Below are 16,052 nucleotides of genomic sequence, written 5' to 3'. Positions count from 1 at the left end.
GGGGACGGCCGGGACGACAGCGGGGACACCCCCTAGGACGGGGCGCCGAAGACGGGGACGGCGACCTCGCCCTCCGCGCGGAACGCGACCTCCAGATCCATGCCGATCCGGAGGTCCGTCTCCGGCACGTCGATGATCTCCGTCATCATCCGTGGGCCCTCCGCCAGGTCGACCACCGCCGCCACGTACGGCACGCGTTCGCCGAAGGGCGGGAGGTCGTTGCGGTGGACGACGGACCAGGTGTACAGCGTGGCCCGGCCGCTCGCCCGCTCCCACGCCACGTCCTCGCTCCAGCAGTACGGGCAGAACTCGCGCGGGTAGTGGTGCGCCCGGTCGCACGCGGCGCAGCGCCTGAGCAGCAGGCGGCCCTCCCCCGCCGCCTGCCAGTACGGGCGGGTGAAGGCGTCGATGTCGGGGTCGGCGGCCGTCATCAGAAGAGTCCGATCGCGTGGTCGAGGGACCAGGTCTGCCAGGACATGGCGAAGAGGGCGACGAGCGAGATGAGCGCCATCATGGCGTTCTGGCCCTGCTCGGCCCAGTCATGGATCATCAGGCCGAGGTAGAGAAGGTTGAGGAGCAGGCCACCGACCAGGGCGATCGGGGTCAGGAGACCGACGGTCAGGCCGAGGCCCAGGGCCAGTTCGGCGTAGACGACGACGTACGCCATCAGCTTGGGGCGGGGGGCGACGACCGAGTCGAAGCCGCGCTTCACGAAGGGCCACCGGTGCTTGCCGGCGACGTCGGCCGCCCAGGCTATGCCGGTGCCGCGCTCGAACCAGCCCTTCTTGTCCTTGTGGCGCCAGCTCTCCAGCCACCAGAGGCCGAGGCCGATGCGGAGGACGGCGAGCCATTCGGCGCCGGTGAGCCAGACGGTCTGCATCGGTCGGTACCTGCCCCTCCTCGATCCTGATCTGACGGTACGTCAGTTCAGCGGATCCGTCACCGTCTGCGCAAGACCCCCGCACGCCCCCGCAGACCCCACCCACGCGTGACCGTTTCGCAACCGATTCCCCTCTTGACCGAGACCCAACAAGTGAGCACGCCGTTACGCTGAGCACTCATGGTCAACACCCCCCATTCCAGACCCGAACGGCCCGAACGGCCCGAACATCCGGTGTACGTCATCGGTGGCGGGCCCGGCGGGCTCGCCGTCGCCGCGTCGCTGCGCGCGAAGGGCGTCCGGGCGGTCGTCCTGGAGAAGTCCGATGCCGTGGGCGCCTCGTGGCGCTCCCACTACGACCGGCTGCGGCTGCACACCACCCGCCGCCTGTCCGCGCTCCCCGGCCTGCCCATACCCCGCTCCTTCGGCCGGTGGGTCGCCCGCGCGGATGTCGTGCGGTACCTGGAGAAGTACGCCGAGGTGCACGAGCTGGAGATCGTGACCGGAGTCGAGGTCACGCGGGTCGAGCGGGCCGGTGAGGACTGGCTGCTGCACGCGACGGGCGGACGCCGGCTGACCGGGCGGGCGGTCGTCGTCGCCACCGGGTACAACCACACTCCGCGCCTGCCGGAGTGGCCGGGCCTGGACGCGTACGGCGGCGAGGTCGCGCACGCGAGCGCGTACCGCAACCCCGCGCCGTACGCGGGACGGGACGTCCTCGTCGTGGGCGCCGGCAACACGGGCGCCGAGATCGCCGCCGACCTCGTCGAGGGCGGGGCGGCCCGGGTGCGGCTCGCGGTACGCACGGTGCCGCACATCGTGCGCCGCTCGACGGCCGGGTGGCCGGCGCAGCGCACGGGCATCCTGGTGCGGCGGCTGCCGGTCCGCCTGGTCGACAAGGCGGGCGAGCTGATGGCGCGTGTCGCCGTACCGGACCTGTCGGAGCACGGCCTGCCGCGACCGGACACGGGTCTGTACTCCCGCGTGCGGGAGGGGGCGATCCCGGTGCAGGACGTGGGCCTGATCGACGCCGTGCGACAGGGGAAGGTGGAGATCGTGGGCGCGGTCGCGTCCTTCGACGGCGACAAGGTCGTCCTCGCGGACGGCTCGACGATCACCCCGGACGCCGTGATCGCGGCGACGGGCTACCGCCGGGGCCTGGAGCCGCTCGTCGGCCACCTGGGCGTCCTGGACGACCGGGGCCGCCCGCTGACCCACGGCCCGCGAACGCCACGGGAGGCACCGGGGCTGTACTTCACGGGGTTCACGAACCCGATCAGCGGGATGATCCGCGAGATGGCGATCGACGCGGAGAAGATCGCCCGGAGGATCGCCAAGACGGCACCCCGCTGAGGGAGGGGTGCGCGCGGGCGGAGCGCGGGGGATGCCGAACCGAACCGAACGGGCACCCGCCTCCGCCCCGCCCCGCCCCAGCCCCGGCCGCCGGGCGGCCCCCGCTCCAGCCCCGGCCACCGGGCAGCCCCCCGCGCCGCCCCAACCCGGGTCACCGGGCGGCCCCCGCTCCCTCCCCGCCCCCCGCCCGCCGTCGTCGCCCTCCGGTCCGTCGGCGCAGGGGCATTCCTGACTGGGCGTCAGTTCTGTAATCTGACTAGGCGTCAGGTCAATGCGGACCCTTCAGCGACGAGCAGGGGAGCGGCGGAACGATGCTCGGATCGACTCACGGCACCTTCACCACCGATCTCCGCGCCCGCGTGGTCGCCTGCGGCGAGCACTCCGGGTCACCCGGGGCCGCCGTGCACGGCGTCACGGCCGTCGAGGGCGACCTGGACGTCAGCGGGCGGCCGCTGCACGCGCCCGTGCCCGACCTGGACCGGTTCTTCCGGCCCGGGTCCGTCGCCGTCGTCGGGGCCTCCGACGCCGAGGGGCGCCCCAACACCGGAATCACGCGGCAGCTGATCGCCTGGGCCGAGCGGGTCGGCGCCCGGCTCGTGCCCGTGCACCCGACCCGTACGACCGTCTTCGGCATCGACTGCGTACCCTCCGTCGGCGCGCTCGCCGAACCCGTCGACCTCGCCGTCCTGCTGGTCGCCGACCCGCTCCCCGTGATCGAGGAACTCGCCGAGGCCAAGGTGCGGTTCGCCGTCGCCTTCGCCTCCGGGTTCGCCGAGACCGGCGGCCAGGGCGCCGCCGCGCAGGAACGTCTCGCCGACGCCGTACGCCGCTCCGGCATCCGTCTCCTCGGCCCGAACACCAACCTCAACGCCTTCGAGCGCTTCCGTGACGACCTCGAAGGCCCCGCGATCGCGCTCATCACCCAGTCCGGTCACCAGGGGCGGCCCGTCCACACCCTGCAGGAGCTGGGTGTACGGCTCTCCCACTGGGCGCCGACGGGCAACGAGGCCGACCTGGAGACAGCCGACTTCATCTCGTACTTCGCGACCCGCCCCGAGGTCGGGGCCATCGCCTGTTACGTCGAGGGCCTCAAGGACGGCCGCTCCTTCCTCCTCGCCGCCGACCGCGCCGCCCGCCAGGGCGTGCCCGTCGTCGCGGTCAAGGTCGGGCGGACGGAGACGGGCGCCCGGATGGCGGCCTCGCACACCGGGAAGCTGACCGGCGCGGACCAGGTCGTGGACGCGGCGATGCGGCAGTTCGGGGTGATCCGGGTCGACGGGCTCGACGAACTCCAGGACACAGCGGCCCTGTTGGCCCGCGCGCGCAAGCCCGTCGCGGACGGGGTCGTCGTGTACTCGATCTCCGGCGGGACCGGCGCGCACTTCTCCGACCTCGCCACGGCAGCCGGGCTGCGCCTCCCGACCCTTCCGCAGGCCAAGCAGGACGAGCTGCACCAGTGGATACCGGACTACCTGAACGTCGCGAACCCGGTCGACAACGGCGGTCACCCCGTGGGCGACTGGCGCGGCCGGAAGATCATCGACGCGATCCTCGCCGACCCTGCCGTCGGGGTGCTGATCTGTCCCATCACCGGGCCCTTCCCGCCCATGAGCGACAAGCTCGCGCAGGACCTGGTGGAGGCCGCCGAGGCCACCGACAAGCTGGTGTGCGTCGTGTGGGGTTCGCCGGTCGGGACCGAGGCGGCCTACCGCGAGACCCTGCTCGGCTCCTCGCGCGTCGCCACCTTCCGTACCTTCTCCAACTGCATAGGCGCCGTGAAGGCCTATCTCGACCACCACCGCTTCACCACCGCCTACCGCTCCCCCTTCGACGAGGCGCCTCGCACCCCCTCCCCCTCCTTCCGCAAGGCGCAGGCCCTGATGCGGCCGGGCCGGCAGCTGAGCGAGCACGCGGCGAAGCAGCTGCTGCGGGCGTACGGGATCAGGGTGCCGCGCGAGCAGCTGGTGACGAGCGCGGCGGCGGCGGTCCGGGCGGCTGGGCTCGTCGGCTATCCGGTGGTGATGAAGGCGTCGGGCGCACAGCTCGCCCACAAGACGGAGCTGGGGCTCGTGAAGGTCGGGCTGACGTCGGCGAGCCAGGTGCGGGACGCGTACCGGGAGCTCACCGACATCGCCCGCTACGAGGGCGTCGACCTCGACGGGATCCTGGTCTGCCAGATGGTGGGCCGCGGCGTCGAGATGGTGGTGGGCGTGACCCGCGACCCGCTCTTCGGGCCGACGGTCACGGTCGGCCTGGGCGGCGTCCTGGTCGAGGTCCTCGACGACGCGGCCGTGCGCGTACCGCCGTTCGGCGAGGACCAGGCGAGGGACATGCTCGGCGAACTGCGCGGGCAGGCCCTTCTGAAGGGTGTACGGGGGGCTCCGCCGGCGGACGTGGACGCGCTGGTGGAGGTCGTGCTGCGGGTGCAGCGGATGGCCCTGGAGCTGGACGGCGACCTCGCCGAACTCGACATCAACCCGCTGATGGTGCTGCCACGGGGGCAGGGCGCGGTGGCGCTCGACGCGCTCGCGGTCTGCCGCTGAGGAAACCCCGAGGAGACCTTCATGACCGACGTCCTGCACACCGTCGAGAACGGCGTCTCGTGGATCACGCTCAACCGGCCCGAGGCGATGAACGCGGTCACCTGGGACCAGCGCGAGCGGATCATCGCGCTGCTCGGCGAGGCGTCCACCGACCCGGCCGTACGGGCGGTGGTGGTGACGGCCACGGGGCGCGGCTTCTGCGCGGGCGCGGACCTGAGGGGCGCGCCCGCCTCCGGCTCGCCGCGGGTGGCCGGGGACGTGGCCCGGACCATCCGGCTCGGGGCGCAGCGCCTCATCGGGGCGGTACTGGACTGTGAGAAACCGGTGATCGCGGCGGTGAACGGGACGGCTGCCGGGATCGGGGCGCATCTGGCGTTCGCGTGCGATCTGGTCCTGGCGGCCGAGTCGGCGAAGTTCATCGAGGTGTTCGTGCGCCGGGGCCTGGTGCCGGACGGCGGCGGGGCGTATCTGCTGCCCCGGCTGATCGGGCCGCAGCGGGCGAAGGAGCTGATGTTCTTCGGCGACGCGGTGACGGCTCAGGACGCCCGGGAGCTGGGCCTCGTGAACCGGGTGGTGCCGGCGGACGAGTTGGAGAAGGCGGCACGGGAGTGGGCGGAGCGCCTGGCCCAGGGCCCGACACGGGCGCTGGCGCTCACGAAGCAGCTGGTGAACGCCTCACTCGACGCGGACCGTTCCACCGCCTTCGCGGCGGAGGCGGCGGCCCAGGAGATCAACATGACGACACGGGACGCGAACGAGGGCGTGGCGAGCTTCGTGGAGCGCCGGGCGCCTCGGTACGAGGGGCGCTGAGCCGTCCCCGGCGGGCCGTGCCGCTCGCCGTGGGCAGAGAGAGGGATCGGCGAGCGGGCACGGCAGGCAGCACTACGGACAGGCACGGCGGGCACGGCGGGCACGGCGGGCAACGCCCGGACCCGGACCGGGGCCGCGAGGTGTCAGGGCGCGGTCAGCGAGAACTTCTGCCCTGTGGTGTTGCCGGCGCCAGGGCTGTTGATGTTGTTGTTGGTGCTGATGTTGTTGAACATCGGCAGGACCCCGTTGAGGGTGACGGGGAGGATCGACAGGAGGCCTCCGTTCCCGCCGTCGTCGTCACATTCCCCGCCGGTGACGGTCGTGGGGTCGCTCGCGCTGTCCGAGGTGCCGCCCGTTTCGTCCTGCACGATCGCGGTGTTGGTCAGGCCGCAGGGAGCGTCGGCGGCGACCGAGACCGCCACGCCGATGGTGTAGCCCTGTCCGGCGGGGATCGCGTTGGTGCTGCACGTTCTGGGCCGCCGCGTAGGCGGGGGTGGCGCCGAAGGCGAACGGCAGCCCGAGGCCGAGCCCCAGGACGGTGCCGACATCCGGCGCCTGAACGTGTGCGTGGCCATGTACGTCTCCTGTCGTGTGATGGTCCGTCACGACCGGCTCGCGCTGCTCGGCAACGGCTCGGTCCACGGATTCCTGCACGTCCGCGACGCACCGGGTGGCGACCCGATCACGGGCACCTCCACCACTTCACCCGATCGCCACGGCCCGTGCCCGCCAAGCGGCGGACGGGCCGGCCTCCGTACAGGGGTTCCCATCTGACGGTTCGTCAGGTTCAATGGACGGTGTGATGGGACATGCAGGGATGGCGGCCACCGCCGTCCGATACCTCAGATCGGCCGGATCGCCGACGGCCGTCGAACCGCATCCACGGCCGCTGCTGCGTGCGGTACGGGAGGACGAGCGGCTGCCCGTCGACCCGGCCGAGTTCCGGCGCGTCCTCGGACACTTCGCCAGCGGGGTCACCGTCGTGACGGCCCTCGACCCCGGCGGTCCGACCGGGTTCGCCTGCCAGTCCTTCGCCTCACTCTCCCTGGACCCGCCCCTGGTGGCCTTCATGGTCGCCCGTACGTCGACGACCTGGCCCCGGCTCGCCCGTGCCGGTGTCTTCTGCGTCAACGTCCTGGGGGCGGACCAGCGGGACCTGTGCCTGGGGTTCGCGAAGAGCGGCGCGGACAAGTTCGCGGGGGTGTCCTACGACGCCGCCCCGGCGACCGGCTCACCCCGGCTGACCGGCGCCCCGGCCTGGATCGACTGCACGATCGCCCAGGTCCACACGGGCGGCGACCACCTGATCGTGGTGGGCCGGGTGGAGGCCCTCGGCACCCCGGCCGACGACGACGGCGAACCGCTCCTCTTCCACCGGGGCCGGTTCGGGCGCTTCGGCGGCTAGGCGACCTGGACCCGGGAGGCCGGGTCACGGCGGCGGATCACCAGGGCCATCAGGGCCGCCGCCGCGCACAGGGCGCCCGAGGCGTACCAGACCACGTCGTACGAGCCGAAGACGTCCCGCGCCACCCCGCCCGCGAAGGCGACGACCGCCGCGCCCACCTGGTGGGAGGCGAGGACCCAGCCGAAGACGATCGCGCTGTCCTCGCCGTAGTGCTCGCGGCACAGGGCGATCGTCGGCGGAACCGTGGCCACCCAGTCCAGACCGTAGAAGACGATGAAGAAGATCATCGGCGGGTGGACCGAGGGCGCGAGCAGCATCGGCAGGAAGAGCAGGGACACGCCGCGCAGCGCGTAGTACACGGCCAGCAGGCGCCGCGCCTCGAAGCGGTCCGTGAACCAGCCGGAGGCGATCGTGCCGACGACGTCGAAGACACCGATCACGGCGAGCAGCGAGGCCGCCGCGGTGATCGGCATGCCGTGGTCGTGGGCGGCCGGTACGAAGTGGGTCTTGACCAGGCCGTTCGTCGAGGCGCCGCAGATCGCGAACGTACCCGCCAGGAGCCAGAAGGGGCCGGTGCGGGCCGCCTTGAGGAGTACCGTCACCGCGCGCCGCGCCGCGCCGGTGACCGGGGCGGGCTTCGGGACGAACTCCCCGCCGTACGGGGCGAGGCCGACGTCCGCCGGGTGGTCGCGCAGCAGCAGCCAGACGAAGGGGACGACAGCGAGCGCGGAGAGCGCGACGGTCACGGCCGCGGGGCGCCAGCCCTCGTTCTCGACCAGCCAGGAGAGCAACGGGAGGAAGACCAGCTGGCCCGAGGCGCCGGCCGCCGTCAGGATGCCGGTCACCAGTCCACGCCGGGCCACGAACCACCGGTTCGTCACCGTCGCGGCGAACGCCAGCGCCATCGAGCCGCTGCCGAGACCGACGAGGATGCCCCAGTACAGGACGAGTTGCCAGGACGCCGTCATCCACACCGTCAGGAGCGAGCCGAGCGCGATCACGCTCAGCGCGACGGCGACGACCCTGCGGATGCCGAAACGGTCCATCAGGGCGGCGGCGAACGGTGCGGTCAGGCCGTAGAGCGCGAGGTTCACGGAGACCGCGAAGCCGATCGTCCCGCGCGACCAGTCGAACTCACCGTGCAACGGCTCGATCAGCAGCCCGGGCAGCGAGGCGAAGGCCGCGGCGCCGATGATCGTGACGAAGGTGACGACCGCGACGAACCAGGCGCGGTGGACACGGGGCTTACGGGAGGAGACGGGCGACGCGGGGGTCTCGGTTGTCTGGGTCACGACACACAGCTTCGTGGCCGGGATTCGCCCCCACCATTGGCCCGAACGACAGCTTTCGCAAGGATCGGGACATCAGCCCTGCGCGGCGCGGGCGGCTTCGACCAGCCGGGGAGCGGGGGGATCCGCCCGCGCCGTCCCCGGCTACGCCCGTGGCAGTGTCCTGATCGGGCGGACCACGAGCAGGGCCGCGATCACGAGCACCGCGATCCCCGCCCCCGCCAGCAGGACCTTCTCCGCGCCGACCGCCTCCGCGACGGGACCCGCGAGGGCGCGGCCCGCCGCCATCATCAGGAGCGAGCCGGCCACGTCGTAGGCGTGCATCCGGTTCAGCGCGTCCTGCGGCACATGCGTCTGGACCGAGGTCGACCACATCACCAGCCAGAACGCGAAGGCCGCGCCGCCGACGAACTGCCCCGCCCCCAGCAGCGCCACGGACGCCCCCGAGCCGAGCAGGGCGAGGTTCACCGGGAGGCCGAGCAGCGCGACCGCGCCCGCCGCGAGAGGGCGCCGGGGCCGCACGCGGAGGGCGAGGAGCCCGCCGGCCGCGTTGCCCGCGCCCGCGACGGCCATCAGCACGCCGTACGTGGCGGATCCATGCTCTCCGGTCACCAGGGTCGCGGTCAGCGGCACCATCGGTCCCGCGACCGTGAGTCCGTACACGGTCCAGATCGCGATCACGCCCCACAGCCAGGCACGCGCCGTGAACTCACGCCAGCCGACGGCCATCTCGGCCCGCAGCGAGCCGCGCCTGACCGTGTCGAAGGGGGCGGCGGGGATTCGCATCAGGGCGAGACAGACCGCGCTGACGGCGAAGGTCGCGCCGTTCAGGCCGAAGACGGCGCCCGCGCCGCCGGTCAGCGCGACGAGGACTCCGGCGACCGCCGGTCCCGCCATCGTCATCAGCGACTCGACGACCCGGAGGACGGCGTTGGCGCGCTGCACGTCGGGGGCGATGCGCGGGATCGTGGACGCGACGCCCGGCTGGAAGAGCGCGGCGCCGACGCCGCTGACGGCACTGAGCGCGTACACCGACCAGAGGGGCGGGCTGCCGACGGCGAAGGAGACGGCGAGCACGGCCGCGCCGGGCAGCCGCACCAGATCGGCGGTGATCATCATCCGGCGGGCGGTGAACCGGTCCGCGAGCACGCCGCCGACCACGACGAACAGGGCGAAGGGGCCGATCCAGGCACCCAGCGCGTATCCGACGGAGGAGCCGGGGTGCCCGGCGCCGAGCAGACCGGCGGCGAGGGCGACGGGCACCATGCCCTCGCCGAAGACGGCGGCCGCCCGCGCCACGAAGAAGAGCCGGAAGTTACGGTTCCAGAGGGCCGGGGCTCCGTCCGGTCCGGGAATGCGCTCACGAGCCGCAGAATTGTAGGGGGAGTGCGCCGATCGTCCGTCGGCCACGACGCCCGCTCGTCCGTCCGCCTCTTCGCCCGATTGCCTGTCCGCCTGTTCGTCCGTCGTCACGGACTCGACTTCTAGCAGCGAGTGGTCTGGACCACAAAGGATTTTCTCGTGCCTCACCGTATCGCCGTCCTGGCCCTGCCCGGTCTCCTCCCCTTCGAGCTGGGCATTCCCCACCGGATCTTCGGCCGCGCCAAGGACGCCGACGGTCTGCTCCTGTACGAGATCGTGACCTGCGCCCCGGTCGCGGGCCCGGTCCAGACGGACGCGGACTTCGCCGTCCACGTGGAGCACGGCCCGGAGGCCCTCGCGACGGCGGACACGGTCGTGGTCCCCGCCTCGTACGAACTGGGCCCCGTCTACGACGAGGGCCGGCTGACCGACGAGCTGGCGGCGGCGCTCGGACACATCCGGCCCGGGACGCGGCTCGTGTCCATCTGCACGGGCGGGTACGTACTGGCCGCCGCCGGCTACCTCGACGGGCGGCCGGCCACCACGCACTGGGCCTCGGCCGCGCACTTCCAGCGGCTCTTCCCTCAGGTGCGGGTCGACGCGGACGTGCTCTTCGTCGACGACGGGGACGTACTGACCTCGGCGGGCGTCGCCGCCGGGATCGACCTGTGCCTGCACATCGTGCGCCGGGACCACGGGAGCGCCGTCGCCAACGACGTCGCCCGCAGGACCGTCGTACCACCCCACCGGCACGGCGGGCAGGCCCAGTACATCGAGCGGCCGCTCCCGGAGGCGGGGACGGCGACCACGACGTCGGCGCGCGCCTGGGCGCTGTCCCATCTGCACGAGCCGATCCAGCTGCGGGACCTCGCGGTACGGGAGTCGATGAGCGTACGGACGTTCACGCGCCGCTTCCGGGAGGAGGTCGGCATCAGCCCCGGCCAGTGGCTGACCCAGCAGCGGGTGGAACGGGCCCGCCACCTCCTGGAGTCCACGGACCTGGCGGTCGACCAGGTGGCCCGGGACGCGGGCTTCGGCACGCCCCAGTCCCTGCGGTCGCACCTCCAGGCGGCGATCGGCGTCACCCCGACGACGTACCGCCGCACGTTCCGCACGTCGGCTGGAAGCTCGGCTTCGGATGCGGCTGCGGGCTCGGCTTCGGAAGCGGCTGCGGGCTCGGCTTCGGATGCGGTTTCGGCTTCGGGCGCGGCTTCCGGCGCGTGATGGCCCAGCCGGCGGCCGGTCAGTCGGTCCGCGCGCGGTCGCGGCTCTCCGCCCCCTCGGGGGCGGCCGGTGACGCGTCCGCCGGGACCCACGGCGCGTCGGCGCGCACGCGCCGCCACTCGCCCGCCGCGCCGATCGCCGTGAGGAGCAGGGTCAGGGCGACGCCCCACAGGATCGCCGTCGAGGGCGGGACGACCTTCAGCAGCCCGCCCGCCAGGGAGCCGCTCGCCGCGTAGCCGGCGCCGACGGCCGCGTACATCACCGAGTACCCGGCGGCCAGGGCGTTCGACGGCAGGATCTGGCGCAGCGCCAGATTGCGGGTGAGCATCGCGGGGGCCTGGAGCAGCCCGGCGAGGACGAGGGCGAGGGCGATCGCGCCCGCCCACGGCAGGACGGCGACCAGCACGACGCCGGTGGAGACGCCGAGGATGAGGAGCAGGCTCTGCACCGGAAGCGGGCCCGGCCAGCTGCCGCGGAGCCCGTACACGAACGCGCCGACGGCCGAGCCGATCGAGAACCCGGCGAGCAGCGGGCCCGCCCAGCCGATCCCGATGCCGCGCTGTTCGAGGAGGGCCGGGAGGATCAGCTCGGCGAGGGCGAGCAGGGTCAGGCTCGCCGCGCCCGTCACGTACACGGGCCAGGCCCGTACGAGAACACGTCGCATCGGTTCGCCGTGCCCGTCGGCGTCGTCCGCCGCCTTCCAGCCGGCGGGGAGCGCCCACAGACCGGCGACGGAGGCCGCCATCAGTCCGCCCGCGAGCAGCAGGGGGATGCCGGGGCCGGCGCCGAGGGCCAGGCCGGTGGCGAGGGCGGGGGCGGCGGCCCAGATGCCGAAGGTCAGGACGGACTCCATGGAGAGCGCCTGTGTGACGGCCTTCTCCGGGACCATGCCGGTCAGCAGGGCGCGCATCCCGCCGGGCGCGGCGCCGGGTCCGGCGCCCGCGAGGAAGGCGAGGACGCCGAGGAGGGCGGGGTGTCCGGCCCCGGTGGGTCCGAGGCCGAGCCCGGCGAAGGCGAGCGCACCCACCGCGAGCCCGACGGCGAGGTGGGGCCGGGCCCGTTCGGCGTTCATCCGGATGCCGAGGACGGGCGCGGCGACGATCTCACCCAGGACGTACGCGGCGGCGAGCACGGCCCCGAGGGTGTAGCCGCCAGGCCTCTCGCGCACCAGGAACACCAGCGCGAGCGGCGCCATCGCCACGGGCAACCGGGCCGCGACAGCGACGGCCGACCAGGCGAGGACGGGGCGGGTGACGAGGTCGCGGTAGGCCATGACCACGACCGTAACGGCCGCCGCCGACGGCCGACAGAGGTGCTAGAAGGTCAGGACACCGCGCGCGACCCTGCCCTGTTCCGCGTCCTCCGCCGCCTTCGCGAACTCCTCCACCGGGTAGGTGGCGGTGACGAGTTCGTCGAGCAGGAGGCGGCCTTCGCGGTACAGCTCCGCGTAGAGCGCGATGTCCTTCTGCGGGCGCGAGGAGCCGTAACGGCAGCCGAGGATCGACTTGTCGAGGAACATCGCGGCGGGCGGGAAGCTCGCCTCCGCGGTGGGGGCGGTCATGCCGAGGAGGACGGCCTGGCCGTGGCGGTCGAGGAGGTCGATCGCGGCACGGACGAGGCCGGTGTGGCCGACGCACTCGAAGACGTGGTCGGCGCCGGTGGGGAGGATGTCCCGGACGGTCTCCGTCGAGTCGAGGAAGTGCGTGGCGCCGAAGCGGCGGGCGACCTCCTCCTTGGCCGGGTTGGTGTCGACGGCGACGATCGTGAGCGCGCCGGCGATGCGCGCGCCCTGGATGACGTTGAGCCCGATGCCGCCGGTGCCTATGACGACGACGGTCTCTCCGCGGTCGACCTTGGCGCGGTTGAGTACGGCGCCGACCCCGGTGAGGACGCCGCAGCCCATGAGGGCGGCGGAGGTGAGGGGAATGTCCTCGGGGATCTTCACGGCCTGGACGGCCTTGACGACGGTCCGCTCGGCGAAGGAGGAGTTGGAGGCGAACTGGAAGAGGGGCTGCCCGGTGCCGCCGCGGGAGAAGGGCTGCTTGGGCATGCCGATGGCCTTGCGGCACATGGTGGGGCGGCCGCGGTCGCAGTCGGCGCAGGCGCCGCAGTTGGCGAGCGTGGACAGGGCGACGTGGTCGCCGGGGGCCACGTGCGTGACCCCGGGGCCGACGGCCTCGACGACGCCGGCGCCTTCGTGGCCGAGGACGACGGGGGCGGGGAAGGGGATGGTGCCGTCGAGTACGGCGAGATCGCTGTGACAGAGCCCGGCGGCGCGGACACCGACAAGAACCTCCCCGGGACCGGGGTCACGTACCACCAGGTCGTCGACGACCTGGACGTTCTTGCCGTCGTAGACGACACCTCTCATGTGCGTGCTCCTTGTCGTCGGGGGGGCGTTGTGGGCGGTGCCGCGCGCTACTGGTTCGGGCGGGTGCCCGCCGCGGCCGCCCTTGCCATCTCCTCCAGTTGGGTCAGGAGCGGCATCGGGTCCACTCCCACCGTCCCCGGCAGGAAGTCCGCGATGCGTTCCGGGGTCCACGCACCTCCCTCCGCGTACCCCGCCCGCAGCTCCCTCGGCTGGGCCCAGACCGCGATCTTGGGGCCCGCGATCGTGTACACCTGACCCGTGATCTTCTCCGCGCGCGCCCGCTCCGACAACAGGTAGACGACCAGCGCGGCCACGTCCTCCGGCTCCCCGATCTCCTTCAGCTCCATCGGCACGTTCGCCGACATCCGCGTCCGCGCCACCGGCGCCACCGCGTTCGCCGTGACCCCGTACTTGTGCAGACCCAGCGCCGCCGACCGCACCAGCGAGATGATCCCGCCCTTGGCCGCGGAGTAGTTCGCCTGCGCCACCGATCCCTGGTGGTTCCCGCTCGTGAAGCCGATCAGCGTCCCGGTGCCCTGCTTGCGCATCACCGCCGACGCCGCCCGGAAGACCGTGAACGTCCCCTTCAGATGCGTCGCGACGACCGGGTCCCACTCCTCCTCGGCCATGTTGAAGAGCATCCGCTCGCGCAGGATGCCCGCCACGCACACGACCCCGTCGATCCGCCCGAACTCCGCCAGCGCCACGTCGACGACCCGCTGACCGCCCGCCATCGTCGAGATGTCGTCGGCGACGGCGACGGCCGAACCGCCTGCCGCCTCGATCTCCTTCACCACCGACAGCGCGACCTCCGACGTGGGCTCCCCGCCCTCGATGGAGACCCCGTAGTCGTTGACGACGACCTTCGCCCCCTCCGCCGCACACGCCAGGGCGACTGCGCGCCCGATCCCGCGCCCCGCGCCTGTCACCGCCACGACCTTGCCTGCCAAGAAGTTCCCCACGCCCGGCCCCTTCCCGCGTTTTCTGACGGTCCGTTAGATTCGTTCGTCGACAGGATTCTACGGTCCGTCAGATGCAGGAAAACAAGACCCTGGAGGCCCCGATGTCAGTTCCCTCGCAGTTCCCCGTCGAGTTCCACGACATCGCCAAGCGCGTCAACAACTGGGGACGCTGGGGCCGGGACGACGAGATCGGGACCCTCAACCTGATCACCGACGACGTCGTACGGGACGCCGTCGCGACCGTCCGCTCCGGCCACCGCGTCCCGCTCGCCCTCGACCTCACCCAGGACGGCGTGCAGACCGGCATGATCCCCGGCCGGGTCAACCCGCTCCACGTCATGGTCCAGATCAACCAGGAGCTCTTCGGTCCCGGCACGGTCGCCACCAGCGACGACGCCGTGACCCTGGGGCTCCAGGCGGCCACCCACTGGGACGCCCTCACCCACGTCTCGCACTCCGGCAAGATCTACAACGGCCGCCCCGCCTCCACCATCACCCCGCACGGGCGTTCCGAGTTCAGCGGCATCCACACCGCCCGCCACGTCGTCAGCCGTGGCGTCCTGCTCGACGTGGCCGCCGCCAAGGGCGTCGACCGGCTGCCCGGCGACCACGCCGTCACTCCCGAAGACCTCGACGAGGCCGCGGAATTCGGCCGCGTCACCGTCCGGGCCGGCGACATCGTCCTCGTACGGACGGGCCAGATACGGCAGTACCTCGCCGGGGACAAGCACGCCTACGCGTTCCCCTCCCCCGGCCTCTCCCTCCGTACGCCCGAGTGGTTCCACGCCCGCGATGTCGCGGCCGTCGCCAACGACACGCTCACCTTCGAGATCTTCCCGCCCGAGATCGAGAACCTCTGGCTGCCCGTCCACGCCCTCGATCTCGTCGAGATGGGCATGCTCCAGGGGCAGAACTGGAATCTGGAAAGTCTGTCCACAGCCTGTGCACAGAGGGAGCGGTACGCGTTCCTGCTCTCCGCGATGCCCGAGCCCTTCGTGGGCGGTACGGGCACACCGGTGGCCCCGGTGGCGATCCTCTGAATCGGCGCTCCTGAATCGGCGCTCCTGAATCGGCGCTCCTGAATCGGCGCTCCTGAATCGGTGCTCCTGAGTCGGCGCTCCCGCATCGGCGCCTCTCCGCATCGGAGAAGTCACACGGGGGTGGCGGCGCACTCGCGCGCGCCCCGAGCACGGCACGGCCGCCGCCACCCCGGACACGACCCGCACTCGTCGAGGGCGGCTTGGCACCCTCGTCGTCCCCTCACGTCGAATCGCTCACCCCAGGGTGAACAAAACACCACGAACCGTCAACAGGGCACCGAGGCCGTCGGGGTGACCGTCGCAGACTCGGAGGCCTTCGGCACGCCCCGGTCCACCTCGCACCAGATGCTCTTGCCCGCGCCCTCGCGCTGCCATCCCCACCGGTCGGCCAGGCCGTCCACCAGCTCGAGACCGCGCCCGTTGGTGTCCTCGCCCTGCGCGTGGCGCGGCATCGGCGGCCGGTCGCTCGAGTCGGCGACCTCCACCCGTACCGTCCCGGCCTCCGGGCAGCCCGCGCCGAACAGCATCCGCAGGACGGCCGGACAACCCGTGTGGACCACCGCGTTGGTCACGAGCTCGGAAATGAGCAGCACCAGCGTCTCGGCCAGCGGCTCGTCATCCCCTATGCCCGATCCGGCGAGCCTCGAACGCGCCCATCGCCGGGCGCGCCCCACCTCTGCCGGGTCCGGCCCGACCTCCAACTGAACCTGAAGCACCTGCACCGCTCACACCATCCGAACCGGCGGACACATCGCCTCGCGCCTCACAGCCATCGACGCCCTCACGGAACGTGATTCCCTTGTGAGACAGCAT

16 protein-coding genes are annotated in these 16,052 nt (G+C 72.7%); 7 read left to right on the top strand and 9 right to left on the bottom strand.

What is annotated here, in order from left to right; translation table 11 throughout:
• Nucleotides 1–32: 32 nt before the first annotated feature.
• Nucleotides 33–431 carry a Zn-ribbon domain-containing OB-fold protein gene (locus ACFY8U_RS10730; protein ID WP_389568496.1) on the bottom strand — a complete coding sequence of 133 codons (399 nt, stop codon included), beginning with the start codon at nucleotides 429–431 and terminating at the stop codon, nucleotides 33–35.
• Nucleotides 431–880 (bottom strand): DoxX family protein, encoded by a 450-nt coding sequence (locus ACFY8U_RS10725; protein ID WP_389568493.1) that lies wholly within the window; start codon nucleotides 878–880, stop codon nucleotides 431–433. Before ACFY8U_RS10725 ends, ACFY8U_RS10730 begins: the two co-directional genes overlap by 1 nt.
• Before the next feature lie 180 nt (nucleotides 881–1,060).
• On the opposite strand from ACFY8U_RS10725, the gene ACFY8U_RS10720 reads away from it, so the two are divergent.
• The 3 genes from ACFY8U_RS10720 to ACFY8U_RS10710 all read left to right on the top strand — a co-directional run bounded on the left by ACFY8U_RS10720 (nucleotide 1,061) and on the right by ACFY8U_RS10710 (nucleotide 5,586).
• Entirely contained in the window at nucleotides 1,061–2,233 is a 1,173-nt protein-coding gene (locus ACFY8U_RS10720) for a flavin-containing monooxygenase (RefSeq protein WP_389568492.1), read from the top strand.
• Nucleotides 2,234–2,544: 311 nt separating this feature from the next.
• Nucleotides 2,545–4,776 (top strand): acetate--CoA ligase family protein, encoded by a 2,232-nt coding sequence (locus tag ACFY8U_RS10715; protein WP_389568489.1) that lies wholly within the window; start codon nucleotides 2,545–2,547, stop codon nucleotides 4,774–4,776.
• 21 nt (nucleotides 4,777–4,797) lie between these two features.
• Nucleotides 4,798–5,586: an enoyl-CoA hydratase/isomerase family protein gene (locus ACFY8U_RS10710; protein WP_389568487.1), complete on the top strand. Its 789-nt coding sequence runs from the start codon at nucleotides 4,798–4,800 to the stop codon at nucleotides 5,584–5,586.
• 143 nt (nucleotides 5,587–5,729) lie between these two features.
• Here the strand turns inward: ACFY8U_RS10710 and ACFY8U_RS10705 are convergent, their stop codons facing one another.
• Entirely contained in the window at nucleotides 5,730–6,008 is a 279-nt protein-coding gene (locus tag ACFY8U_RS10705) for a hypothetical protein (RefSeq protein WP_389568484.1), read from the bottom strand.
• 37 nt (nucleotides 6,009–6,045) lie between these two features.
• On the opposite strand from ACFY8U_RS10705, the gene ACFY8U_RS10700 reads away from it, so the two are divergent.
• Together ACFY8U_RS10700 and ACFY8U_RS10695 are read left to right on the top strand one after the other, a co-directional pair.
• A complete protein-coding gene (locus ACFY8U_RS10700) occupies nucleotides 6,046–6,360 on the top strand; it encodes a hypothetical protein (protein WP_389568481.1) in 315 nt (104 codons plus the stop codon).
• 43 nt (nucleotides 6,361–6,403) lie between these two features.
• Nucleotides 6,404–6,991 carry a flavin reductase family protein gene (locus tag ACFY8U_RS10695; protein WP_361768968.1) on the top strand — a complete coding sequence of 196 codons (588 nt, stop codon included), beginning with the start codon at nucleotides 6,404–6,406 and terminating at the stop codon, nucleotides 6,989–6,991.
• Here the strand turns inward: ACFY8U_RS10695 and ACFY8U_RS10690 are convergent.
• Together ACFY8U_RS10690 and ACFY8U_RS10685 are read right to left on the bottom strand one after the other, a co-directional pair.
• Entirely contained in the window at nucleotides 6,988–8,283 is a 1,296-nt protein-coding gene (locus ACFY8U_RS10690; protein WP_389568479.1) for an MFS transporter, read from the bottom strand. The genes ACFY8U_RS10695 and ACFY8U_RS10690 overlap by 4 nt on opposite strands.
• 141 nt (nucleotides 8,284–8,424) lie before the next feature.
• Complete coding sequence (locus ACFY8U_RS10685) at nucleotides 8,425–9,636, bottom strand: MFS transporter (RefSeq protein WP_389569695.1); 1,212 nt, start codon at nucleotides 9,634–9,636, stop codon at nucleotides 8,425–8,427.
• 165 nt (nucleotides 9,637–9,801) lie between these two features.
• On the opposite strand from ACFY8U_RS10685, the gene ACFY8U_RS10680 reads away from it, so the two are divergent.
• A complete protein-coding gene (locus tag ACFY8U_RS10680) occupies nucleotides 9,802–10,866 on the top strand; it encodes a GlxA family transcriptional regulator (RefSeq protein ID WP_389568477.1) in 1,065 nt (354 codons plus the stop codon).
• 19 nt (nucleotides 10,867–10,885) lie between these two features.
• Here the strand turns inward: ACFY8U_RS10680 and ACFY8U_RS10675 are convergent, their stop codons facing one another.
• Genes ACFY8U_RS10675 through ACFY8U_RS10665 form a run of 3 tightly spaced genes read right to left on the bottom strand, consistent with a single transcriptional unit; the run spans nucleotide 10,886 to nucleotide 14,199 of the window.
• Complete coding sequence (locus ACFY8U_RS10675) at nucleotides 10,886–12,139, bottom strand: MFS transporter (protein WP_389568474.1); 1,254 nt, start codon at nucleotides 12,137–12,139, stop codon at nucleotides 10,886–10,888.
• A 42-nt stretch (nucleotides 12,140–12,181) separates the two neighbouring features.
• On the bottom strand, nucleotides 12,182–13,237 hold the full coding sequence (locus tag ACFY8U_RS10670) for a Zn-dependent alcohol dehydrogenase (RefSeq protein WP_361598545.1): 1,056 nt from the start codon (nucleotides 13,235–13,237) through the stop codon (nucleotides 12,182–12,184).
• Between the two features lie 47 nt (nucleotides 13,238–13,284).
• A complete protein-coding gene (locus tag ACFY8U_RS10665) occupies nucleotides 13,285–14,199 on the bottom strand; it encodes an SDR family oxidoreductase (protein WP_389568471.1) in 915 nt (304 codons plus the stop codon).
• Nucleotides 14,200–14,270: 71 nt separating this feature from the next.
• Between ACFY8U_RS10665 and ACFY8U_RS10660 the strand changes: the two genes are divergently transcribed.
• Entirely contained in the window at nucleotides 14,271–15,239 is a 969-nt protein-coding gene (locus ACFY8U_RS10660; protein WP_389568468.1) for a cyclase family protein, read from the top strand.
• A 266-nt stretch (nucleotides 15,240–15,505) separates the two neighbouring features.
• On the opposite strand, the gene ACFY8U_RS10655 is transcribed toward ACFY8U_RS10660, so the two are convergent.
• Nucleotides 15,506–15,961: an ATP-binding protein gene (locus ACFY8U_RS10655; protein WP_389568465.1), complete on the bottom strand. Its 456-nt coding sequence runs from the start codon at nucleotides 15,959–15,961 to the stop codon at nucleotides 15,506–15,508.
• Nucleotides 15,962–16,052 lie beyond the last annotated feature (91 nt).

Source organism: Streptomyces sp. NPDC012508 (genome assembly GCF_042902595.1).
Taxonomy (GTDB): Bacteria; Actinomycetota; Actinomycetes; order Streptomycetales; family Streptomycetaceae; genus Streptomyces.
Note: the sequence above shows the minus strand (reverse complement) of the source record. Positions and strands in the feature narration are given on the sequence as shown.